Source organism: Streptococcus infantis, assembly GCF_047463615.1.
GTDB classification, from domain to species: Bacteria; Bacillota; Bacilli; order Lactobacillales; family Streptococcaceae; genus Streptococcus; species Streptococcus infantis_X.
Window position 1 is genome coordinate 606045 of the sequence record NZ_JASHDO010000001.1, and the last position, 23784, is coordinate 629828.

21 protein-coding genes are annotated in these 23784 nt (G+C 39.4%); 1 reads left to right on the forward strand and 20 read right to left on the reverse strand.

What is annotated here, in order from left to right:
* Positions 1-44: 44 nt before the first annotated feature.
* From QM874_RS02995 to QM874_RS03055, 13 genes are all read right to left on the reverse strand, one after another.
* Entirely contained in the window at positions 45-455 is a 411-nt protein-coding gene (locus QM874_RS02995) for a GNAT family N-acetyltransferase (protein WP_414316151.1), read from the reverse strand.
* Between the two features lie 123 nt (positions 456-578).
* On the reverse strand, positions 579-1952 hold the full coding sequence (locus tag QM874_RS03000) for an amino acid permease (protein WP_414316152.1): 1374 nt from the start codon (positions 1950-1952) through the stop codon (positions 579-581).
* 80 nt (positions 1953-2032) lie between these two features.
* Positions 2033-2515, reverse strand: coding sequence for a transcription elongation factor GreA (greA, locus tag QM874_RS03005; protein ID WP_075229222.1), 483 nt, complete (start codon positions 2513-2515; stop codon positions 2033-2035).
* A 349-nt stretch (positions 2516-2864) separates the two neighbouring features.
* Positions 2865-4628 carry an endolytic transglycosylase MltG gene (mltG, locus tag QM874_RS03010; RefSeq protein WP_414316202.1) on the reverse strand — a complete coding sequence of 588 codons (1764 nt, stop codon included), beginning with the start codon at positions 4626-4628 and terminating at the stop codon, positions 2865-2867.
* A gap of 75 nt (positions 4629-4703) precedes the next feature.
* A complete protein-coding gene (locus QM874_RS03015) occupies positions 4704-5198 on the reverse strand; it encodes an N-acetyltransferase family protein (protein ID WP_414316153.1) in 495 nt (164 codons plus the stop codon).
* The gene (locus tag QM874_RS03020) at positions 5195-5710 is read right to left on the reverse strand and encodes a GNAT family N-acetyltransferase (protein WP_414316154.1); all 516 of its coding nucleotides are present in this window, start codon (positions 5708-5710) and stop codon (positions 5195-5197) included. The genes QM874_RS03015 and QM874_RS03020 overlap by 4 nt, the downstream gene beginning before the upstream one ends.
* A gap of 8 nt (positions 5711-5718) precedes the next feature.
* Positions 5719-7053, reverse strand: coding sequence for a UDP-N-acetylmuramate--L-alanine ligase (gene murC, locus QM874_RS03025; protein ID WP_414316155.1), 1335 nt, complete (start codon positions 7051-7053; stop codon positions 5719-5721).
* Between the two features lie 11 nt (positions 7054-7064).
* A complete protein-coding gene (locus QM874_RS03030; protein WP_414316156.1) occupies positions 7065-7664 on the reverse strand; it encodes a cystathionine gamma-synthase in 600 nt (199 codons plus the stop codon).
* Positions 7665-7722: 58 nt separating this feature from the next.
* Positions 7723-10809, reverse strand: a complete 3087-nt coding sequence (locus QM874_RS03035) for a DEAD/DEAH box helicase (protein WP_414316157.1) — start codon at positions 10807-10809, stop codon at positions 7723-7725.
* Between the two features lie 91 nt (positions 10810-10900).
* The gene (locus QM874_RS03040; RefSeq protein WP_414316158.1) at positions 10901-12067 is read right to left on the reverse strand and encodes a MalY/PatB family protein; all 1167 of its coding nucleotides are present in this window, start codon (positions 12065-12067) and stop codon (positions 10901-10903) included.
* A 4-nt stretch (positions 12068-12071) separates the two neighbouring features.
* Positions 12072-13166, reverse strand: coding sequence for a cystathionine gamma-synthase (locus QM874_RS03045; RefSeq protein WP_414316159.1), 1095 nt, complete (start codon positions 13164-13166; stop codon positions 12072-12074).
* A gap of 143 nt (positions 13167-13309) precedes the next feature.
* Positions 13310-15268, reverse strand: a complete 1959-nt coding sequence (locus tag QM874_RS03050) for a peptide ABC transporter substrate-binding protein (protein ID WP_414316160.1) — start codon at positions 15266-15268, stop codon at positions 13310-13312.
* Positions 15269-15469: 201 nt separating this feature from the next.
* Positions 15470-17092, reverse strand: coding sequence for a putative polysaccharide biosynthesis protein (locus tag QM874_RS03055; RefSeq protein ID WP_414316161.1), 1623 nt, complete (start codon positions 17090-17092; stop codon positions 15470-15472).
* Between the two features lie 105 nt (positions 17093-17197).
* Between QM874_RS03055 and QM874_RS03060 the strand changes: the two genes are divergently transcribed.
* On the forward strand, positions 17198-18643 hold the full coding sequence (locus tag QM874_RS03060) for a UDP-N-acetylmuramoyl-L-alanyl-D-glutamate--L-lysine ligase (RefSeq protein ID WP_414316162.1): 1446 nt from the start codon (positions 17198-17200) through the stop codon (positions 18641-18643).
* A gap of 38 nt (positions 18644-18681) precedes the next feature.
* On the opposite strand, the gene QM874_RS03065 is transcribed toward QM874_RS03060, so the two are convergent.
* From QM874_RS03065 to QM874_RS03095, 7 genes are all read right to left on the reverse strand, one after another.
* A complete protein-coding gene (locus QM874_RS03065) occupies positions 18682-19332 on the reverse strand; it encodes a DUF1803 domain-containing protein (protein WP_414316163.1) in 651 nt (216 codons plus the stop codon).
* Positions 19316-19828, reverse strand: coding sequence for a YiiX/YebB-like N1pC/P60 family cysteine hydrolase (locus tag QM874_RS03070; RefSeq protein ID WP_414316164.1), 513 nt, complete (start codon positions 19826-19828; stop codon positions 19316-19318). Before QM874_RS03070 ends, QM874_RS03065 begins: the two co-directional genes overlap by 17 nt.
* A gap of 63 nt (positions 19829-19891) precedes the next feature.
* Positions 19892-20827: a manganese-dependent inorganic pyrophosphatase gene (locus tag QM874_RS03075; protein WP_009731484.1), complete on the reverse strand. Its 936-nt coding sequence runs from the start codon at positions 20825-20827 to the stop codon at positions 19892-19894.
* An 84-nt stretch (positions 20828-20911) separates the two neighbouring features.
* Positions 20912-21196, reverse strand: coding sequence for a GIY-YIG nuclease family protein (locus QM874_RS03080; protein WP_414316165.1), 285 nt, complete (start codon positions 21194-21196; stop codon positions 20912-20914).
* Positions 21186-21932 carry a tRNA1(Val) (adenine(37)-N6)-methyltransferase gene (locus QM874_RS03085; protein ID WP_414316166.1) on the reverse strand — a complete coding sequence of 249 codons (747 nt, stop codon included), beginning with the start codon at positions 21930-21932 and terminating at the stop codon, positions 21186-21188. Before QM874_RS03085 ends, QM874_RS03080 begins: the two co-directional genes overlap by 11 nt.
* A gap of 49 nt (positions 21933-21981) precedes the next feature.
* Positions 21982-22344, reverse strand: coding sequence for a S1 RNA-binding domain-containing protein (locus tag QM874_RS03090; protein ID WP_414316167.1), 363 nt, complete (start codon positions 22342-22344; stop codon positions 21982-21984).
* Between the two features lies 1 nt (position 22345).
* Positions 22346-23746 (reverse strand): bifunctional Cof-type HAD-IIB family hydrolase/peptidylprolyl isomerase, encoded by a 1401-nt coding sequence (locus tag QM874_RS03095; protein WP_414316168.1) that lies wholly within the window; start codon positions 23744-23746, stop codon positions 22346-22348.
* Between the last annotated feature and the right edge of the window lie 38 nt (positions 23747-23784).

A 23784-nucleotide genomic window follows, 5' to 3' on the forward strand; every position in this document is an offset into this window, starting at 1 on the left:
TTGTTAATTGAATAGCTATCTTTACTTCAATCTCTATTTTTATGTTATAAATCTTTTTGATAATAGTGCCTTTGTCCTGTGTAGGGATAATCTGTTAAAGTAAAGACTTCCTTGTAGCCCTGCTTCTGATAAAAGTTTGGCGCTTGGAAATGATAAGTATTGACAAAAACGTAGCGACAGTTTCTCTTTTTAGCTTCACTTTCTGCTTGTTGCAATAGTTGGGAGCCTATTCCTTGTCCTCTGAATTCCTCTTTCACAAACAAATACTCGATTTCTAACCAATTTCCAAAAGTCTCTGCTACTAGGCCAGCCATTAGTTCACCCTTATCATCTTCGACATAAAGGTTAAGTGGCTCGCTTTCAGCTTTTTCTCTTTTTGATCGATTATAAGAACGAATCAAATCGCCTATTTCTTGCGCTTTCTGAGACTCTGTATTCTCTAATATAACCTGCATTCCAATCTCCTCAAAAACACTATCAGCTTGATTATAGTCCTATTTATACCTACTGTCAAATTTATGGATTATAATATTTTTGTACAAGAAAAACTCACCAACATCAGTTGATGAGCTACTTCTTTATTTTTTAAATCTCCACTGACTATAGATTCCAAAGACGACAATCCAGATAGCTGAGCCAACTGCTCCCATAAAGGTTGATTCTTGTAAAAAGAGAGTTCCAAATACAAAGACAAAAAAGAGGATCGTTATGGGATTCAACAAGCGATACTGGGGCATGAGGTAACCATCTGCCATAAAGTCTTTGGACTTGCGGTATTTGAGATGAGCTAGCATGATCAAGATATAGATTGCAATATAAACACCTGATGAAGATGCTGTAATCAGGGCAAAGGCATCTGATACACCTGGTAAGACATTGATGAATGCTGCTAGACCAATCAATACCGCAGAAGCAATGATAGCATTCTGAGGAACGTTGTGACGTGAGAGTGTATCTGCCTTAATAGCTTTCAAGAAACGATTTGGTGAATCATGGGCAATTTGGTACAAATGACGACCTGTTGAGTAAAGGGTTGAATTCAAGGCTGATGCAGCTGAAGTCAAAACTACAAAGTTAATTAAAGCTGCCGCCCACTTAAGACCAGCAAGTTCAAAAACAGTCACAAAAGGTGAATCCGCAGAAGATAGCTCACCCCAAGGAATGATAGACATGATAGCTAAAAGGGCTCCACCGTAGAAAAAGATAATTCGCAAGGGGATTTCCTTAACTGCCTTGGGCAATACTTTTCTAGGATTCTTAGTTTCAGATGTTGTTACCCCAATAAATTCAATCATAAGATAGGCGAAGAAAACCATCTGGAAGGCCATAACAAAGTTCATACCCCCATTTGGAAAGAGAGAAAACTGGTGACTGATATTTGAAAGGCTTGCTGATCCGTATGGTGTTTCAAAACCTGTCAAGACCATAAAAATTCCAGTTGCAATCATAGCGAGAATAGCAACAATTTTAATCATGGCAAACCAAAATTCTACTTCTCCAAAAATTTTAACCGCGATCAGATTAACTAGACCAAGGATTGTTAAAAAAACGAGCTGAATAGACCAAGAAGGCCATGATGGAAACCAAAATTGAACATAATGGGCAACAGCTGTTATCTCAGCCATTCCGATAAAAACTACTGACAACCAGTAAGACCAAACTGAGAAATAACCCCAGCCCTGTCCAAGATATCGGGTAATAAAGTTGATAAATGTATGTTGTTCTGGGTCTTGATATAACATTTCACCGATAGCCCGCATCATGAGATACATAAAACCACCAGTAATCATATAAACTAAAACGATTGAAGGACCAGTTAAGCTAATAGATCGCCCTGCTCCTAGAAAAAGTCCTGTCCCAATGGTTCCCGCAATGGCCATGACTTGAACATGGCGATTGGTCAAACCACGCTCCATTTTATTTTTCTTTTTGTGCTTGTTTTCTGAATTCATATAGTCTCCTTTAGTTTTTAAAATTTAAAAAAGGAGTGATAGGAAGCGCTTTCCCTTTATCTACTCCTTTTTATATCCTATTAAACTGTTTTTTCAACTTTTAAGATTTTAACATCGTAGCTACCAACAGGTGTTTCAATTGTAGCTGTATCGCCTGTTTTCTTACCAATCAAGGCTTGCCCTATTGGACTTTCATTTGATACTTTTCCTGCAAAGGCATCTGCACCCGCTGAACCCACGATGATATATACTTCTTCTTCGTCCTCGCCAATTTCTTGGATAGTGACAGTTCGACCGATTGCAACTTCATCTTGAGCAACTGCATCACTGTTGACAATCTCAGCATAACGAATTTTTGTTTCCAAGCTTGAGATTTGTCCTTCAACAAAAGCCTGCTCGTCTTTCGCTGCTTCGTATTCACTATTTTCTGACAAGTCACCATATGAACGAGCAATCTTGATACGTTCAACAACTTCTGGACGACGAACCAGTTTCAACTCCTCTAATTCTTTTTCAAGTTTTTCCTTCTCCTCAAGGGTCATAGGGTATGTTTTTTCTGCCATTTTTCTCAACTTTCTTTTAATTAAATTTATATTTTTATAGATAGTAAAGCAAAATTATGTGGTAAACCACATAATTTTCTTTTTATGACTTTTCGTAAGTCATGATGGTTGCTAGTGATTTCTTGAAAAATCCCTAGGTAGACATTGAGCACTGAAACTTTCATTTCTGAACTCAATCTAAAATAGTTTCTAAAACTGTGTCAGTCTCAAACTTTCCGAACGCCTGAAATTTAAAAATTTCAGGCGTTTTTATCAGGGCGGAAAGTCTTAATTTTGCTGGTATCACTCATGAAAAATAAACGAAATCTCATTCAATTTGCAAGTGTTCTAATATTTTTACAATCGAGGCTTAGTTTGAACTACTTGATTGTGTCAGTTTACTGTTGACATGCTCTTCAACATTTCGATCATGTTCTTCTCGTGTTGTCGCATAGTAAACCTTGCCATCTTGTACATTGGCAACAAAGTATAGGTTTTCACTCTTAGTTTGATTGATACTTGCTTCAATTGCATCCAAACTTGGACTATCCACTGGACCAGGCATTAGCCCTAGGTTCAGATAAACGTTATATGGTGAATTGATTGAGGTATTAATTGTTGCATCGTCTGCCAAACTAATATTTTTCCCTAGTTTCCCTTCTGCATAGAGAATAGCAATGTTACTCTGAAGTGGCATACCGATGTTGAGACGGTTATAGAAAACTCCAGCAATCTGTTTGCGGTCTTCTGTTTTTGAACCTTCTTTTTCAACAAGTGATGCAATAGTTAAGAGTTCATTCACTGTCAAGTTCTTTTCTTTGATTGCAGCATAGTGTGTTGATAAGTTTTTATCCATAGTTGCTACCATTTCATCAATCAAGCTTTCAACAGTTGTGCTTTCTTTGATGGCATAAGTTGCTGGGAAAAGGTATCCTTCTAGACGGTAACGAACACCACTTTCCTTAGTTGGTAAACTTTCAAGAAGCGTTGGATACTTAGCAACTAGTTGTGAGATAAAGGTTTCATCCTGAACCTTGGCCAAGAATGCTTCCGCAGTCATTGCTTCTTTAAACTCTCCTTGAAGTTGACCAACCGTTTCTGCAATTTGATCAATTGTGTAACCTTCAGGGATTGTTAAGCTTGCAAGTACAATCTCTTGACGTTCTGGTGTTCCACCCTTTTGCAACTCTTTAATGATATCATCTGTACTCATGCTCTTTTGCAAATTATAGTAACCAGATTTTAAATCAGAATAGTTTTTATACTTAGCATAGAGGCTAAAGACCAAACCATGTTTTACCAAACCAGATTTTTCTAAAGTTTCACCAATTTCCTGAGTATTAGCACCCTCTGGGATTTGAACGGTGATATACTCTTTAGAACTTGCATCAACAGGTTGAAGTGCAGATTCAACATATTGGTAACCAAAGAAACCACCTACACCTAGTAGAACCAATAAAACAAAAAGTGTTACGAAAAATCCTTTCAAGCGTGATTTTTTCTTTTTCTTAGTTGGCTTAACTGACTCTTTACGACTTCTTCTAGGTAGATCATTTGCTGTTTCAACTGGAGCTACCGGCTCTTGAGCAGGTGTCTCCTTAGCAAAATCTGTTAGTTTTGGTTGTGGCTTAATAGCCTTTCTAGTTGGACTTGGTTTTGCTTGATTGGTACGATAAGAAACTGGAATCCTTGTCAAATTAGTATTAAATTCTTTCTCCTCTTGGACTGGCTGAGCAGGGGCAAGAGGTTCAACTGGATCCACAGTAGGTACTACTGGTTCAGTAGCTACTGCAGGTTCTGTAGCTACGATTGGTTTAGTAGGGGCAACTTCTTCTGGAACTGCAATTGGTTCAACAGATTCATCCGGTCCCAAAGATGGACGTGGTGGAACTGTTGGAGCCTTAGCAAGCAGTTCATCCACAAGTGAAACTGAGTCTACCATCAAGTCTTCTACAGATGGCTCTTTCACTGGTTCTTCTGTCTTTGAAAGATTACTGAAATCTTGGAAAAGATCATCCTTGCTACTCTCACTAGTGTCAAGTCCTTCCTCCCTTTTCAATCTTTCTAAGTCTCGTAAAATTTGTTCCTTAAAACTTAATTTTTCTTCATCTCTTGAATTTTCGCTCAAAGGTATTCCCTCCTTGTTGATAATCCATAATATTATATCTTAAAAACTAAAGAAAAGCAACCATAGATGCCCTTCTAGAGCCTATTTCTTATTTTCCCAGACCATATCATACCATTCCTCACCCGCAAAAGTTGACTTGGATTTTCCTTCATTTATAAATCCATGTTTTTCATAATAGGCAATGAGGTAGTCGTGACAGGTTAGATTGATCCCTTCTCGTTCATGTTCAAGAGCAACTTCTTTCAATGCTGTCAAGAGTTTGCGACCGATTCCCAAGGCCTGAGCTTTCTTTGCAATGGATAGACAAGTCACAGAAATATAGCCACCTTCTTGATGACTATAATCTGTAATTTCTTCTGTAAAGGACTGGTCTTGTAAATATCGATGAGGCATTACCGGTCCTTCAATATAACCGAGTATCTCTCCCTCCTTTTCAGCCACTAAAAAACTGGTCTTAATTTCCTTCAGATGAGATTCAAAAACAGATCGAGGAATAGCCTCCTCAGCAGAGAAATTTTCCAACTCAATCTCTAGGATACGATCAAGGTCTGTAAGCCTTGCTTGTCTAATAATCATCTTTCCTCCTGAAAATAGGGATTTGCCCAAAACATATGAAAATAAGTTTCACTACTAGTTGGCACATCAGCTAAACCTCGGTCAAGAAATCCATTCATCTCAAAGTAAGCCAGCAATTCATCCCTAGACAGCAAATAGAGACCTGGTCTATTTTTCTGAAAAGTATACTCCTTCATGGCTCCCAACAACAAGGTTCCAAATCCTTGTCCTTGATAATCTGGATGGACGGCAAGATCTAAAATAGTGATAAAATCATTCGTGTCAAGAATTGCTGCTTCAAGCTGCTTCCTAGAATCACTTTGGGTGAACTTCGTGAGTTCGTCACCAATGATATAACCAATGACTTCTTCATTAAGGCTGGCTAGCAGAAACGTACCCGCATGGTTGCGGATACGCTCTTTTATCATTTCTATACTAATTTCATCTTGGGAGTCAGAGTTGCTTTCTCCTATCAGCCAGATTGACTCTATATCTGATGGCTGAACCTCCCGAATAGTGATTGAAAATTCCATGATATTCCTTATTGAACATTGCTAGTCAAGTTTGACAAGAGACGCTCAAATGAGTATTCATAAGTTTGGATGTCACCAGCTCCCATAAAGACATAGACAGCATTGTCATGGTCTAGGAGTGGAGAAACATTTTCAACTGTGATTACTTGATTTTTCTTATTAATCTTACTTGCAAGATCTTCAACCTTGACATCACCATTGTCTACTTCGCGAGCTGAACCGTAGATTTGCGCTAGGTAAACGGCATCAGCCTGATTCAAGGCTTGAGCAAAATCATCTAACAAGGCAATTGTACGAGTAAAGGTATGTGGTTGGAAAATTGCCACGATTTCCTTGCTAGGGTATTTCTGACGTGCAGCATCTAGCGTTGCAATAATTTCTGTTGGATGGTGGGCAAAGTCATCGATAATCACTGTATCATTAACAATCTTTTCTGTAAAACGACGTTTCACTCCACCAAAAGTCTTCAAGTGTTCACGCACCAAATCCAAGTCAAATCCTGCTATGTAAAGCAATCCAATAACCGCAGTTGCATTCATGATATTGTGACGACCAAAGGTTGGAATATGGAACTGACCTAGTTCTTGACCACGGAAGTGAACTGTGAAGGTTGAACCAGTTGTTGCACGGAGAAGGTCACTTGCGACAAAGTCATTCCCTTCTGTTTCAAAACCATAGTAGTAAATCGGAGCATTAGCCGTAATCTTACGCAACTCAGTATCTTCTCCATAGATAAACAAGCCTTTAGTAATTTGTTTAGCATAGTCGTTAAAGGCATTAAAGACATCTTCCAAGCTTGTGAAGTAGTCTGGATGGTCAAAGTCAATGTTGGTGATGATAGAATATTCTGGATGATAAGGCATGAAGTGACGTTCATATTCGTCTGATTCAAAGACAAAATACTTGGCATTTTCAGAACCACGACCAGTACCGTCACCAATCAAGAAACTAGTATCTGTAATATGGGACAAAACGTGAGAAAGCATCCCAGTTGTTGAAGTCTTACCGTGAGCTCCAGCAACTCCCATGCTGATGAAATCACGCATAAAGCTACCGAGAAACTCATGATAACGTTTATAGCTCAAGCCCTGTTGATCTGCATAGGCAATTTCAACGTTATTATCTGGACGGAAGGCATTCCCAGCGATAATCTCCATATCCCCTTGTAAGTTCTTTTCATTAAAAGGTAAGATTGTAATTCCTGCTTGCTCTAATCCACGTTGGGTAAAGTAGTACTTCTCAACATCAGAACCTTGAACTTTATGCCCCATTTGATGCAACATCAAAGCCAAAGCACTCATACCTGATCCTTTGATTCCGATAAAATGATAGGTTTTTGCCATTTTCTTCCCCTCTATTCACTCATTCTAGTCAAGTTGAGCTCTTGAGCTACTTGACGCTCTTGTTCTTTTTGTTTACTTTTTTTGTTATAAATTTGACTTTTCTTTAAAAAGTCATAGTTGTTTTTCTTAGGATGAGACTTTTCGCTAGTTGGCGAAGGACTATCCACTTGAGAAACTGTTTCTGCCAGAATATAGTGAGATTGGCTCAAGTTTTGACTGTATTTAGCAAATTCTCCCGGATTTTCCTTTTGGAAAGGTGCGGTTGGTTGATTTGCCTGTCTCACAATACTTGTCTTGGTATGACGTCTTGTATGACTCACGTCCTGGGTCAAATATTTGGCTGAACGTTTCTTTTTCAAATCCGCACGCGCTTCTTCACGCGCTAGTTCAGCATAAGATTTTTCTACTTTTTTCTCAGCCTTCTCTACAAGGGGCTGGGCTTCCTCTTGTTTTTTCTCTTTAACAATAGGAGACCAGTCCAAGTAGTTTTTATCCTGGTAATCCCCCTTGATATTACTGATGAAATCCGACTCATCGTAAAGATTCATAACTGGCATTTCTGTCAACATGACTTCATCATCTGCCACTATTGGAAATCGTTTTTGCTTCATTTTTATTCCCTTTCAATACTCCATTATAGCGTAATGTCTTGATTTTTCAAGTCTAGGCTTATGAAATTCCTAAAATTTCTCGAATTTCAGCCAGACTCAAACTGCCACGTGACTCTGTTCCATCCAAGACTTCTGAAACCAGATTTTTCTTTTTTTCTTGTAATTCTTGAATTTTTTCTTCTATTGTACCTCGGGTCACCAAGCGATAAACTTCTACAGCTTGCTCTTGCCCCATACGATGGGCACGACCGATAGCCTGTGATTCAACCGCAGGATTCCACCATAAGTCTACCAGAATAACTGTATCGGCACCAGTAAGATTAAGACCAACCCCACCGGCCTTTAGAGAAATTAAGAATACATCGCGCTCACCTTGATTAAATGCTTTGGTCATCTCTTGACGATCTTGTGAAGGTGTTGAACCAGTAATTTTAAAGGAGGTCAAGCCTAATTCAGGTAATTCTTGCTCAATCCGATCCAACATGCCCCTAAATTGAGAGAAGATGAGTACACGGTGACCCCCTTCCGCAATCTGAGTCAACAAGTCTCGTAAACTATCCAGTTTCCCACTTTCCCCTTGGTAATCCTCCATAAAGAGTGCAGGAGTATCACAGATCTGACGAAGACGCATGAGACCCGTTAAAATTTCAACACGATTTCGTTGAAATTCCAAATCGCTTACCTTTCCCAAGTGTTCCTGCATTTGTTGCAGTTGAGCTAGATAAATAGCCTTTTGCTGATCATCAAGTTCATTTTTGTAGACTACTTCAATCAAATCAGGTAGCTCAGTCAACACATCTTCTTTCTTCCGTCGCATGACAAAAGGCTTGATAAATTGAGCGACTCTCTCAGCGGGTAGTTTCATAAAGTCTTTTTTAGTTGGTAAGAGACCTGGCAAGACAATCTGAAAAATCGACCAAAGTTCTCCCAGATGATTTTCAATTGGAGTTCCTGAGAGTGCAAAGACAGATGGAACTACAAACTGTCGCAAACTTTGCGCTATCTTGGTCTGAGCATTTTTCATGACCTGAGCTTCATCTAGAAAAAGAAAATCAAAAGATAGGTCTCGATAAATTTCACTATCTTGACGAAAAGTAGCATAGCTTGTCACATAAATCTGATGATTTTCAGCCAAAATAGACTCTCGATGAGCTTTCAAGCCATGCACAACTACAACATCTAAATCTGGAGCAAACTTTTGAAATTCGTCAGCCCAGTTATAGATTAAGCCAGACGGAGCAAGGATTAGGACACTGGTATCTGCTTGAACCTGACTACTTAAAAAGGCAATGGTTTGCAAGGTCTTCCCAAGCCCCATATCATCCGCTAAAATTCCACCAAAGCCATAATGGTGAAGCATCTGCAGCCACTGAATTCCCCTTTTCTGATAATCCCTTAGTTCTGCTTGAATATTCAATTTCTGCATCGGGAATTCTTCTGGATGTGTCAAATCATGGGCCAAATGACGGAATTCTTCCGTAAAAGAAATCTGCTTTTGATCTTCAAAAAGACGCGATAAGGTATAAGCTAGAGACTTGCGAGCTCGAAATGCCCCATCTTTCAAATCTTCTATTCCCAGTTCTTTCAAATCTCGGCGAATCTGCTTGGTTTGGTCATCAAAGAAGTAGACCTGATCAGATGAACTAATATAAAAGTCTTGATTGGCAACTAGGGCTTTCATAGCAAGATCAATCTCTTCTTGGGCAATATCTTTAAAATCAAATTGAATCTCTAATAAATGCCCCTTAGATGAAATTTCTATCTGGGGACTTTGAACTTGATAAAGATCTTGGAAACTCTCCGAAATCCTAAGTTTTCCAAGTGCTTTAAAAGCTGGTAGCGTCTCATGAAAGAAAGCATAGACTGCTTCAGCCTTGAGGCTTTGACGCCAAGAACGAAAATCAGCTTCAAAACCTGCAGATAGAGCTAGTTGAAAAATTCGTTTCTCCAGTTGAATGTCGCTAGCAAAGGGAAGATTTTCCAGTTCCCTACGATTACTTACCAAGCAGGTATCGTATTGAAACTGCATCTCCAAACGAATCGAACCATCTTCTTCTCTATCCATGTAAAAAGAGGGACGGAAAGATTTAATCTGAAGTCCTTGAGGTGCCTGAACTTCTCCAATATCTCTAAATTGAGATAAGGAAGAAGCTAATCTATCGCGATCACTAGTATCAAACTGGAGAACTTTTCTTCCCTTACTATCTAGCGGTAGTTTTCTTAATTTCTCCAGCAATCCTGCCTGCTCTCTCGACAAGAAATAAAAGATTCCTTTGGTAAATAAAACCCGCCCTTTATAAAAAAGATTGACTCGTTCCCGCTCAAAGATTGCCATCTCATAGTAGTCTGGATTTTCTTTGATGTCAAAGGTAAATAATCCTGCTTGTCCATCCAAGTCTTGAAAGATGAGGTGGTGATAGCTCGAAATTTGATGGTCAAATTGAAACTCATCTAAATCCATCAAAAGAGTGACACCCTGTTCAAAAAAGGATAGAGGAAAATAGAGGTGACGACCTTGATTCTGGAAAAAGAGGGCATTTTCAGCCTCATCTTCTACAATTCCCTGAAGAAAATTTAAGACGAACTGGCTAGTCTCATCAAACTGACTAAGCTTCAAGGAAGCTTCATATAGCTTACCAATCATGTAAGGCTTACTATTTTCTAGAACCTTCAGAAAGAGAGGAATGTCTCGGATTACATAAAACTTCTGGGTCTGGATAAGACCAATCCTCAAAGTCCAAATAATACGATTGGTTCCAGCTTCAACTTGCCCCTGAGCGGCTAACTGATAGATTTTAGGCGAGTTAGTAGCTTGTATGCTCTCTAGGAAACGTCCCCCAAAGGTCACTTGGGTTTCGACTTCCTCCTTCTTTTCCTGCCCATTTTCTAGATTTTGTAAAAGTTCTTGACCCAGTTGATCATTTTTCAAGTAATGTTCTAGCGCTGCCAAATGAACACAGAACCCTCTTTTTTGGAAAAAATCACACGCACAAAAAACCAGTTCATCATCAAGACTATAGCGAATTTCAGCCTCCGCCACACGAGCATATAGGCGATGATTTTCCTCTTTGATGATTTGGATCTTACCAGCTTCGTAGAGTTCTACTCCCTCAATTCGAAGCTTTCCTGGAATCAATTTAGCCATAGTTTCCCCTTTTCTTTATCTCTTAATTATACCACATTTCTTCCTATGAAAATAGCCTTCCAGGGTACTTTTCCCCTAGAAGGCTAGCCTCTTAAAGTTTAGCGAAAGTTGAGATCATTCGTTGGCAAACTTCTTCCAAGACGGATGTAGGCATGGCGACATTTAAGCGAGCATGGAGAGATCCTTCTTCACCAAAGTCCAAGCCTCTGTTCAGGATAATCTTGGCCTCGTCTCTTAAGAGCCTTCTTAGCTCTTCATCGTTAATATCATAGTCTGAAAAGTCAAGCCATATGAGATAGGTTCCTTGAGGTTTCATAACCTTTATTTTAGTCTCTTTGCCAAATACATCCACTACATAATTGATGTGTTTCTCAATCAGTTCTTTGAGTTCTGTTAACCAATCTTCACCAGAGCGATAGGCTGCTTCTGTTGCCAAATATCCCAAACCTGAGATTTCATGTTGATTATTAGCCAGCTGGCGTTTTTGGAAAGCAAGTCTCAACTTAGGATTTTCAATAATGGCGTAAGAATTTTTCGTTCCGGCAATGTTAAAGGTCTTGGTAGCACTGCTTAAAATCAGTGAAAATTCTTTAAAATCTTCATTTACCGTATTGAATGACTGGTGTTTATTTCCAAACAAGGCTAAATCTTGGTGAATCTCGTCAGATACTAGCAAGACACCATGTTCTTGACAAAGTTGTCCAATCTTCTCTAAGACTTCTTTTTCCCAAACACGTCCACCAGGATTATGAGGATTGCAAAGAACGTAAAGTTTTACATCCTCTTCAACAAAGTCTTTCTCCAATTGATCAAAGTCAATCTCAAAAAGTCCGTCTTTTTCTACTAGAGAGTTGGTGATTAGTCTACGATTATTGAGCTTAATACTGCGAGCAAAAGGAGGATATACTGGTGTGTTAATGAGCACTGCTTGGCCTTCCTTGGTAAAGGCTTGAATGGCTGTTGAAATAGCTGGTACTACCCCTTCGATAAAGACTAGAGCATCCTTATCAAAGCGATAGCCATGGTGTTTTTCCTCCCAGTTTTGAACGGCTTCAATCAATCCATCACTAGCATAGGTATAGCCATAAACTAATTGCTCCGCATAGTCATGGACAGTCTGACGAATCTCAGGTAACACTTCAAAATCCATATCAGCAATCCAGGCTGGCAATACTTCTCGGTCAGTCTCTGCTTCTTTCCATTTGTAGGTATGATGTCCAAAACGATTGGGCAAGGTCGTAAAATCATATTTTCCCATAGTCTTATCCTTCCAAGGCTTGACGCAAGTCTTCAATCAAATCTCTGGCATCCTCAATACCAATAGACAAGCGCAAGAGATCATCAGTCAGTCCATAAGAATGACGAACCTCTGCAGGAATGTCTGCATGGGTTTGAGTAGTTGGGTAGGTAATCAAACTTTCAACACCACCCAGACTTTCAGCGAAAGAGAATACTTTCAAAGTATTTAAGATATGAGGGATACGCTTCTCATCGGCTACTTTAAAGGAAATCATGCCCCCACGACCAGTGTAGAGAACTTCCTTAACTGCTGGAGAATCCTTCAAAAAGGCAACCACTTCTTGGGCGTTAGCTGTTGAGCGCTCCATACGAAGAGACAAGGTCTTGAGACCACGAATCAATTGATAACTGTCAAATGGAGACAAGACTGCCCCTGTCGTATTGAGATTGTAAAAGAGTTTCTCGTATAGTTCTAAACTATTGGTCACAACCACTCCAGCCAAGACATCATTGTGCCCTGCTAGATACTTGGTTGCTGAATGAAGAACGATATCTGCTCCATCTTCAATCGGACGTTGGTAGATAGGGCTATAGAAGGTATTGTCCACCACCACTTTGGCACCCTTAGCATGAGCCAATTTTGCTAGTTTTTCGATATCAAATTCCAACATCAAGGGATTGGTTGGTGTTTCGATATAGAGAACATCCACGTCCTTTTCTAACTCGGCAATCAATTCTTCTTCTGTATTGGCGTAGGTGAAATGGAAACGGCCTTCCTGCTCCACTTGATTGAACCAACGGAAAGAACCACCGTAAAGGTCACGGACAGCCAAAACCTTACTTCCTACTGGAAAAATGCTAAAGGCCAACACAATCGCAGACATACCTGAACTAGTCGCCAAAGCATACTTGGCTGATTCAATAGCTGCTAAGACTTCCTCTGCCTTGCTACGAGTTGGGTTTTTAGTGCGGGTATAGTCAAATCCAGTTGATTGACCAAATTCTGGGTGCTGATAAGTCGTTGAAAAGTGAATAGGTGTAACCAAAGCACCTGTTGCCTCATCAGACTTGATCCCTGCTTGTGCTAAAATTGTGTTGATGTGAAATGATTTACTCATACAATACCTCCAAATCTATAGTAACTATTGTACCACTTATTTTGTATCCTTCGTTTTCTTGTTTTCAAGAGCTAGTTATAGTTTCAAACTATATAAAAAAACGATAACCTTTTCTAGAGTTATCGTTTTTTTGTTAAGAATTATCATTTAACGTGTTTGGCAAGATCTTCTTGGGCTTTTTTGTTAGATTCTTCTTTTTCTTTCAGCCATTTTTGTCTAGCTGCTTCATACTCATCAGCCGTTACAGTCTTATCTTGCAACTTGAGATATTTGTATGATTCGACACCCTTATTTCCTGCTTGTGAGAATGGCGATGAGAATGGAACTGTCTTTCTCAAGGTCGGTGTTCCACCTTGAGAAACGTTTGGAATAGCAAGGGCGCTATCAACGAGCCAAGCTTGAACTTCAGCATATTTTTCATAACGTTTTGCTGGTTCTTGCTCCTTGTTCGCTTCTTCTAGCATTTGAGTGTAAGTATCCAGACCAACTGCCTTAGCCTTGTCATTGACCTCACCTGGTTCTAGACCAATGTTTTGCAACATACCACCGTTATTGACATTTAGGATATCTAGATAGCTTGATGGATCCAAGTAGTCCGCACTCCAACCGCTATTATAGATATCAAAGTCTTTTTGAGCTGCAGTTTGAGCTAGGTAGCTAGAGTTGTCAAAGTCATCTGTTGATAGCTGTTGGATATCGATAACCACATTCTCAGCTCCTAGAACAGATTCGATGGATTGTTTCAAAGAGCTTGCTTCAAGTACACCTTTTTTAGCTGATTGGTCAACTGATACATCCAAGTGGATTGGGAATTGCACACCCTTAGCTTCCAATTCTTTCTTGGCTTCCGCAAATTTAGCCTTAGCTTTATCAGGATTGTAGTATGGGTCTTGTGCATCTGCAAAGTTGATTCCTTGCCATTCTTGGCCATAGTTGACCATCTTTTCTGAAACAACATCGCCAAAATCTTTTCCGTTGATACTTACAAATGTTGGAGGTACAACTAGGTTACGAATAATCTTCGTTGCTCCGTCCTCCCCTTGAGATTGTGCTCCATAGGCTGTACGGTTGTATGCATAGTTGAAGGCTTGACGGAAGTTTTTATTCAGAACTGCTTCTTGGGTTGATTTCTTTTCGATATCTGAGGACTTAGACGTGAAGTTATAAGATTTTCTGTCCAAGTTGAAGTTCAAGTAATAAGAAGTTGCATTTTGCATACTATAGATGATGTTATCCTTGTTCTTCTCTTTAATTCCTTCAAAGCTTGAGCTATTTGGATAGAGACGTGCGTAGCTGTAGACTCCTTCTACAAAGTTACGAGCTAGTGCATCTTGGTCACTACCATCATAATAGGCCAATTTCACATCATCTACAAAGACATTTTTTTCATCCCAGTAGTTCGGATTTTTCTTGAATTCGATGACAGATTTTGAAACAAAGGATTTCATCAAGAAAGGTCCATTGTACAAAATGCTAGAAGGGTCTACCTTACCAAAATCATCCCCTTTTGATTTCAGGAAGTCTGCATTGACAGGGAAGAGAATGGTTGATGTTGTTTTAGAATTCCAATAAGATTCTGGTCGTGTCAAAGTGTACTGAACTGTTTGGTCGTCAATCGCCTTAACACCGACAGTTGAAAAGTCAGTTGTTTTCCCGTTGATATAGTCATCCAAACCTGCTACAGAATCTTGAACAAGGTACAAAGCTTCGGATTTTTTATCAGCAGCATATTTCAAACCAGTTACAAAATCTTGGGCAGTTACTGGAGCATATTCTTCACCTTCAGAGGTATACCACTTAGCATCTTTACGAAGTTTATAAGTGTATGTCAAACCGTCCTGAGAAACAGTCCAATCTTCTGCCAAGGATGGAACGTAGTTACCGTATTGGTCATTTTCCATCAACCCATCTACCAAATTGGTAACGATGTCATTGGTTGTTGCACGGTTTTCTGCAAGATAGTTCAAACTAGACGGATCGCTAGAATAGACATAGTTGTATGTTTTAGTTGAACTAGCTGAGTTGCTACAAGCCGCCAATAGTAGACCGGCACTTAGGGCAAGGCCTGCCAGCGTCAGATATTTTGCCTTAGACTTTTTCATTTCCAGAACCTCCAAATTTAAATATTTGTATCATTATACAGCTATTGTTTTTTTTAGTCAAGCAATTTTATCTAATTTTTACCAAATTATAGATTTTTTTCTACTAATTTTATATTTTATCCTATTTTTTAAATAAAAAAATGAACAATTTAAACTTTTTCGGATAGAAAAGTTCAAATTATTCATTTTGTTTATAAATCTTTATGATAGTTTTAAACGTGCCCGTAGACGATCTGCTTGAGCCTGTCCAATAACCTTGTCTAAGAGTCGAATTCGAAGAGTCATGATACCGTATAGGCCTCCACCTATAGCTCCGATTAGAAGCACGTAGAGGAAACTCCAGAAACGACCTGATGGTTGGAAGACAAAGCCAAGAATCCATTGTAAGAAGCCTACAAGGATAAACATAACTAGTGTCAAAATAGTGACTAGAATTGTTCTCTTCAAGATAAGCTTACGACGAGCACCTGTAACCTGACAGATATCACGATACATCAAGACATTAGGGATGATAAGACCGATTGTTGTTGAAATTAGAGGACCATAACTATGGAAAATCGCTATTGATGGTAATTGTAGAACGATTTTGGCAATAGATCCATAGACAAAGTAAAGAACCGCCTTGCGGTTACGGAACATGGCCTGAAGCATAGGGGACAAGACCATGTACAAACCAAGAATGGTTGACTGTAAAACTGCAAAGACAAACAAGCCCATAGCCAAACTATCTGGCTTACCGTAAAAGACTGTATAGAGAGGTTCACCAACCATGACTACTCCAACAGTTGCTGGAAGTAAGAATAAGAAGAGCATGGTGATACTATCTTGCACCAAAAGAGCAGCTGCCTGCAAATCACCCTTGACATAGTTCTCTGTCAAGAGAGGCAAACCAACGCTACCAATCGAAACTCCAACCGAAATGAGAATCATGGTAATTTTATTAGGATTAGCAGAGAAATAAGAAAACATGACAATTAAGTCTTCATTACTATAGTTGGTAAACCACTTCATGCTATTGATAAAAGTATTTTGGTCCAAGATTTGGAAAAGCTGAATAGCCGAACCAGTCAAGATAAAAGGAATAGCTTCCTTAATGGTATCAACCAAGAGACCCTTACTATCAATCTTATCTCGAGTTTCAAAAACTTTTTGAAGCATTCCTTCTTTGTAAAGGTAATAGATCAAGACTGCAAAACTAGCTACCATTCCAACAAAGGCCGCAAAGGTAGACTGGGTAACTGCTGCTAGATAATCTCCCGAACCAAGCTTCATGATGATAAAGGTTGCTAAGAGCATCCAAATAACACGGATAACCTGCTCCGCAATTTGACTCATGGCATAAGGTTTAAGATTATTCATTCCTTGGAAAAATCCGCGGATAACACTCATAGATGGGAAAATCAATACCGCCCAAGCCAAGCTCTGCATAATTGGAATTAAGTCCTTACCGACACCAGAAAGATCTGCTAACCAAGGGGCAAAGAGATACAAGATTAAAGCAAAGACCACACCAAGTCCTGTCATAAAGCCTAGGAAACTCCGAATCAGGGCAAAACTATGCTCTTCCTCATGCATGGTGTTATACTTGGCAACTTGCTTTGCGACTGCCACAGGGATACCTGCTGTCGAAATCAACAAGAACCAAGCGTAGATATTGTAACCCATAGTGAAGAGTCCATTGGCCTTAGCGGCATAAGTCCCCATCCAGATATACCAGGGAATGATGTAAATAGCTCCGAGCAGGCGACTGATAAAGTTACTAGCTGTAAGCCAAGCAGTCCCTCGTAACATCTGGGCCTGCTGATGATTATTTTCGTTAGACATAACTTCCTCATTCATTTTTAATCACTAGGAATTCTTCCTTATCTTCCATTATAAACTTTTCCTTGTTACTTGTAAAATTCAGACTTAAGGTATACAATAGAAAGTATGATAAAGATAGAAACTATATTAGATATTTTAAAGAAGGATGGTCTCTTCCGTGAGATTATCGACCAAGGACATTACCACTACAACTACAGCGATGTTATTTTTGACAGCATCAGTTACGATAGCCGCACAACCAAAGAAAATACTCTTTTTTTTGCAAAAGGAGCTGCCTTTAAAAAAGAATATCTATTTTCAGCTATCGCACAAGGGCTTGGTTGGTACGTGGCTGAGCAGGACTATGAAGTAGGTATTCCCGTTATCGTTGTTAGCAATATTAAGAAGGCTATGAGTTTGCTTGCCATGGAATTTTATGGTAATCCGCAGGATAAACTTAAAATTCTAGCCTTTACAGGAACCAAGGGAAAAACAACAGCGGCTTACTTTGCCTATCATATCTTGTCTCAACGCTACCCAACAGCCCTCTTGTCGACAATGAATACAACTTTAGATGGTAAGACATTCTTTAAATCTTCCTTTTCAACACCTGAAAATATTGATCTCTTTAATATGATGGCTCAAGCGGTTAAGAATGGTAGAACCCATCTGGTAATGGAAGTTTCCAGCCAAGCTTATCTGGTCAATCGAGTATATGGTTTAACTTTCGACGTGGGAGTTTTTCTCAACATCACCCCAGACCATATCGGACCTATCGAGCATCCAACCTTTGAAGACTACTTCTACCACAAACGTCTCTTGATGAAAAATAGTCGCTCAGTAGTTATCAATAGCGATATGGACCATTTTTCAGTTTTGAAAGAACAAGTAGAAAATCAAGAACATGACTTCTATGGTAACCAGTCAAGTAACCAAATCGAAAACTCCAAAGCCTTTAGCTTCTCAGCTACTGGTAAATTAGCTGGCGATTATGATATCCAGTTGATTGGACATTTTAACCAAGAAAATGCCGTGGCTGCTGGACTTGCCTGCCTTCGTTTAGGTGCTAGTCTTGAAGATATCAAAAAAGGGATTGCGTCTACTCGCGTCCCTGGCCGTATGGAAGTTCTCACTCAGAAAAATGGCGCAAAAGTGTTCATTGACTACGCCCACAATGGTGACAGTCTTAAAAAACTAATCTCAGTTGTTGAAACACATCAGACTGGAAAAATTGCTCTAGTTCTTGGTTCAACTGGAAATAAGGGAGAAAGCCGTCGTAAGGACTTTGGACTTCTTCTCAATCAACACCCTGAAATTCAAGTATTTCTAACGGCTGACGATCCAAACTATGAGGATCCAATGGCCATTGCTGATGAAATTAGTAGCTACATCCATCATCCTGTTGAAAAGATTGCTGACCGTGAGCAAGCCATCAAGGCTGCGATGTCTGTTACAAGTCAAGAACTGGATGCTGTGATAATTGCTGGTAAAGGAGCTGACTGCTACCAAATCATCCAAGGTAAGAAAGAAGACTATCCAGGTGATGCAGCCGTCGCAGAACGTTATCTATAGTATATTTAAAGAAGGCTAGGAAAACTCCTGGCCTTCTTCTATTTTTTTCTGAAGATGAATCTTTCTTTATCAAATTCTAGAGCCAACTCATATTTCCCATCTTCATTTTGAAGGATGTAACCTAATAAGACTAGGCTATCAACGAAAACATCTCTGCGTTTCTGCATGAGTTGATCTTTTTTGAGAAATTTTAGCAAAAAGGTTGTCATATACTTGAGGGCATACTCAGGATTGACATCCCCTAAAATTTCATACAGTCTCTGCTGTTCTTCCGTCAGTGGATACTGGTGTTTGACCTTATAAAAATAATTAGACAAGGTCATCTTTTCTCTTGCAAAATCTGTATGCTCTTCTAAGATAGCTGCATTGGTTTGATTGCGCAATTCGGTCTGAAAATCTTTCTCTAGGATTTCTTGATAGATTTGACTATCATCTCTCACAAAGATTTCTTGATCTAGTGCAAGAGATTCTGTAGATTCTAGAAAGGGAAGATTGAGATAATAGCGTTTGTTTTCTCTCAAGATCAAGCCCGCTTTAATGTATTCCTCCAAATACTTGTCAACTGGTACCTCTGGAAACTGAGCCTTGATTTCGCGGAGGATAACATCATCATGCTGGTTAAGATAGTCAACCAAATCTCTAAAAAATGGTTGTCGCGTTAAGCGAGATGGATTAAAAATCTGAATCATGAAGATTCCTTTCTTTACATACTAAAAGTGGTGATGTTGCTAAATGACTCGGGTTAGTGCCAGGCTGATTCAGAGGTACAGAGAGTCCTAGTTCTCTATAATATTCACTCCAGAAATCACTGATTTCCTGCTCCTCATCACCAAATTTCATAGGAATGGTTTCAAAAATCGGTAGAATTTTTGCTATATACTGAGAACAATAGAAACCATCCCCATCAGGATAAAAAGAAAAATTATAGGGAACTCCCAGATGCTGGACTGCTCTTTTCTTTACCTTTTGAATATCTATCTTTGGATAGCTATAGATATCGTAAAGACATTCAGATTCAAGAAATTCTGTTAGTTTTTGACAAACAACACCAGCTTTCCCACTAGCATGATAGAGCTTCTCGTCTAAAAAGATGGCCACATGGCTATAGTGACCAGTAGATTCCTGGATGGCCTGTCCTATATCCGAATCATCTTTCACAAAAATCAAATCGCCATTTTCTAACATACTTCTCTCCTAGCAAAAAAGGAGCCGAAACTCCTTTTTAACAATGGGTTTCCCCATCAATCATTAAGCATTAAAGCTTTCAGTCAATTGTGGCACCACTTGTTTCTTACGTGACACGGCACCTGGAAGGAAAGCGTGGTTGTTTTCAAGTTTGAAGTTGAAAGCTGCTTCTACCTTGTCCATGTTGGCACCAAGAGCCAAAATTTCTGAGTTTGAGTTGACGATGTCTGTAATCATCAAAACAAAGTCAGAGTATCCGTTAGCTGCATTTGCTGCTTGGATGGCTGCTTCGATTTCAGCTTGGCGTTCCAAGACTTCAGCGATATCAACTGTATTGACTTGAGCCACACGAACGTTGTTTCCGTTCAATTCAAAAGTCTTAGCATCGATGTCGATCAATTCTTCTGCTGACTTGCTTGCCAAGTTTGTACCCGCCTTAAGCATTGCAAGACCATATTCTTCCAAGTTCACACCAGCCAATTCAGCCAATTCAGGCGCAATCACTTTATCAGATGGGTGGGTAGTTGGAGATTTCAAAAGAAGGGTATCTGAAATCAAACCTGAAAGCATCAAACCTGCAATTTCTTTTGGAACAGCTACACCATGTTCTTTGAACATACGGTATACGATAGAAGATGCTGATCCTACTGGCTCCAAACGCATGTAAAGTGGGCTGGCAGTTTCAAAGTTAGCCACACGGTGGTGGTCCACCACACCATAAACTTCTACTTCAGCGATATCTGACACTGATTGTTGGAATTCATTGTGGTCCGTCAAAATGACTTGTTCTGCACCTTCTGCCTTAGCTGAAGTGATAACACGCGGTGCTTCAACACCAAAATAGTTCAATACGAAAGCTGTTTCTTCATTTGGAGTTCCAAGAGCCACCGCTTCTGTATCCAAACCATAAGCTTCTTTTGCAAGATAAGCAAAGGCTACAGATGAACCGATAGCATCTGAATCTGGATTTTGGTGACCAAATACTAGAATCTTAGACATGATAATACCTCGTTTCTTTATTCTCTTTATTGTAGCATTTTTTTTAATTTTTGACAAAAGTAAGAGGAGTCAAAGAACTCCCCACTACTCTGCAAAATGACCGAGTAAATTTTTTTCTTGGTTTTCAGATAAAAATCTTTCCTTTTGCGCTCTCTTCTTACGTTTGAGAAGTGCCTCAGCCGACATAGCTTCTTCTTTACTATCGAAACCTTGAGCATAGATGAGTTTTACTGGCAACCGAGCTCGTGTGTACTTGGCACCTTTCCCACTATTGTGGACAGAGACACGTTTCTTAACATCCGTTGTATAACCAGTATAGTAGGAACCATCCCGACACTCAACTACATACATATAAGCTTTATGATCCATAATAGATTTCTTGAATTTCTGGAGTATAGGAACCATCATCATTATGAACAATGAGTGGTGGCAGAACCTTAAAACCACTAGTGGAGCCGTCCTTAATAGCCTCGATCAAAAGCATATTGGCTTCCTTCTCCCGTTTAGGGTAGACAAATTGCAGACGCTTTGGAGCCAAATTGTGTTGTTGAAGCGTGTCTAAAATATCTAACAATCGATCAGGACGATGGACCATGGCTAAACGCCCATTGGATTTGAGAATACTTTGGGCACTACGGCAGATTTCCTTGAGATTGGTCGTAATTTCGTGCCGAGCCAACAAGTTGTGCTCACTCTCGTTCAGATTAGAATTTGGGTCCACCTTAAAATAGGGAGGATTGCACAAAATCAAATCAACCTTACTCCCCTGAATGTAGCTAGGCATGTTCTTCAAATCATCACAGATAACCTGCATCTGCTCTTCCAAGCTATTTAAACGGACTGATCGTTCAGCCATATCTGCCAGGCGTTCCTGGATTTCAACAGACAGAATTTTCGCCTTAGTCCTGCTACTGGCAAAAAGTCCAACAGCTCCATTCCCAGCACAAAAATCCACAATTAAGCCATTTTTAGGAAAGCGTGGAAAACGTGACAAGAGGACACTATCCACTGAATAGCTAAAAACTTCTCTATTTTGAATAATCTTGATATCTGTAGAAAAGAGCTGATTGATTCTCTCTCCCGATTTTAATAATTCTTCTACCATACTTCAATTATAACAAACTATATTAACATTTCAAGAGAGAAAAAATCAATTAAGACTTTTTCTTATTTAGATTAGAAATAGCTTCCTTGGTCCAGATAGGCATCATGCGAGCCAAAGGAGCAAATCCGTATTTGACACGGTCACTTGAAAAACGTCTCCGTCTCGGTAACTGATGTTTCTCTTCTTCCAAAGTCCGAATAGAAAGACTTGCTTTCCCTGTATACTCGTCCAAATCGACAACTTGGACTTGAACTTCTTCACCGATTTTCAGTACATCATAGATATTCTCAATAAATCCTGTACGAATTTCAGAAATATGAATCAAACCTGTCATACCAGTCTCTAGCTCCACAAAGGCTCCATAAGACTGAATCCCTGTAATTCGCCCAGTTAGCTTATCACCTATTTTCATCTTAATCCTCGATTTCAATCGTTTCGATAACGACATCTTCAACTGGCTTGTCCATTGCACCTGTTTCTACACCTGCAATTGCATCCAGAACTTCATAAGAAGCTTCATCTGCAAGCTGTCCAAAAACTGTGTGACGACGATCAAGGTGAGGAGTTCCACCTTGTTCCGCATAAATTTCCGCAATTGGTTCTGGCCAGCCACCACGAGCAATTTCTTTCTTAGAGTATGGCAAGTGTTGGTTCTGCACGATAAAGAACTGGCTACCGTTTGTATTTGGTCCAGCATTAGCCATAGAAAGGGCTCCACGGATATTGTAAAGTTCTTCTGAAAATTCGTCTTCAAATGACTCACCATAGATAGATTCGCCACCCATACCAGTTCCAGTTGGATCTCCACCTTGAATCATAAAGTCTTTAATAATGCGGTGGAAAATCACACCATCATAGTAACCGTCTTTTGAAAGAGCAACAAAGTTGGCTACTGTTTTGGGAGCCTGTTCAGGGAAAAGCTTGATACGCAAGTCTCCTTGATTTGTTTTAATAGTCGCAATCGGACCATCTACTGCTTCAATGTCTACTTGTGGCAAATGTAATTCTTTTTCTACCATACCAAATCTTTCTAAGGCATCAAAAATGCCATCTTCTTCTAATGTTTTTGTAATATAATCTGCTTTTTCTTTGATTTTTTCATGAGATACTTCCATGGCAATGCTGATACCTGCATAATCAAAGAGTTCTAAATCGTTAAGACCATCCCCAAAGACCATGACGTTCTCAGGTTTAAGACCTAAATGTTCTACAACTTTTGCTACACCGGCTGCCTTAGAACCAGAAATCGGTACCACATCTGACGAATGTTCATGCCAACGTACCATACGTAAAGTCGATGCTAAACTTTCAGGCAAAGTCAGACCATCTCCCTGATCCTCAAAGGTCCACATCTGATAGATGTCTTCTTTTTCATAGAAATCTGGATCGACATCTAAGTCAGGATAGATTGGATCAATGGCCTCACTAATCAACTCAGTTCTAGTGGAGAGTTTAGCAGTATGACTACCAACTAAACCATAGTCAATCCCCACTTCCTTAGTCCAAGCAATATAGGTTTCAACCTTATCTTTAGAAACTTTGTTACTATCAATCACATTACCTTTTTTATCCTCAATATAGGCACCATTCAGAGTAACAAAAAAGTCAGGTTTAAGTTCGCGAATCTCTGGCACGACACCGAAAATCCCACGACCAGTCGCAATCCCAGTCAAAATACCTTTTTCACGTAATTGTTGAAATACTGTTGGAATTGAGGTTGGGATAAAACCAGTCTTTGAGTTTCGCAAAGTATCATCAATATCAAAAAAAACAATCTTTATCTTTTTTGCCTTATATCTTAATTTCGCATCCATCTCATTACCTCCTTCAATTCACTCTTTCCATTATACCA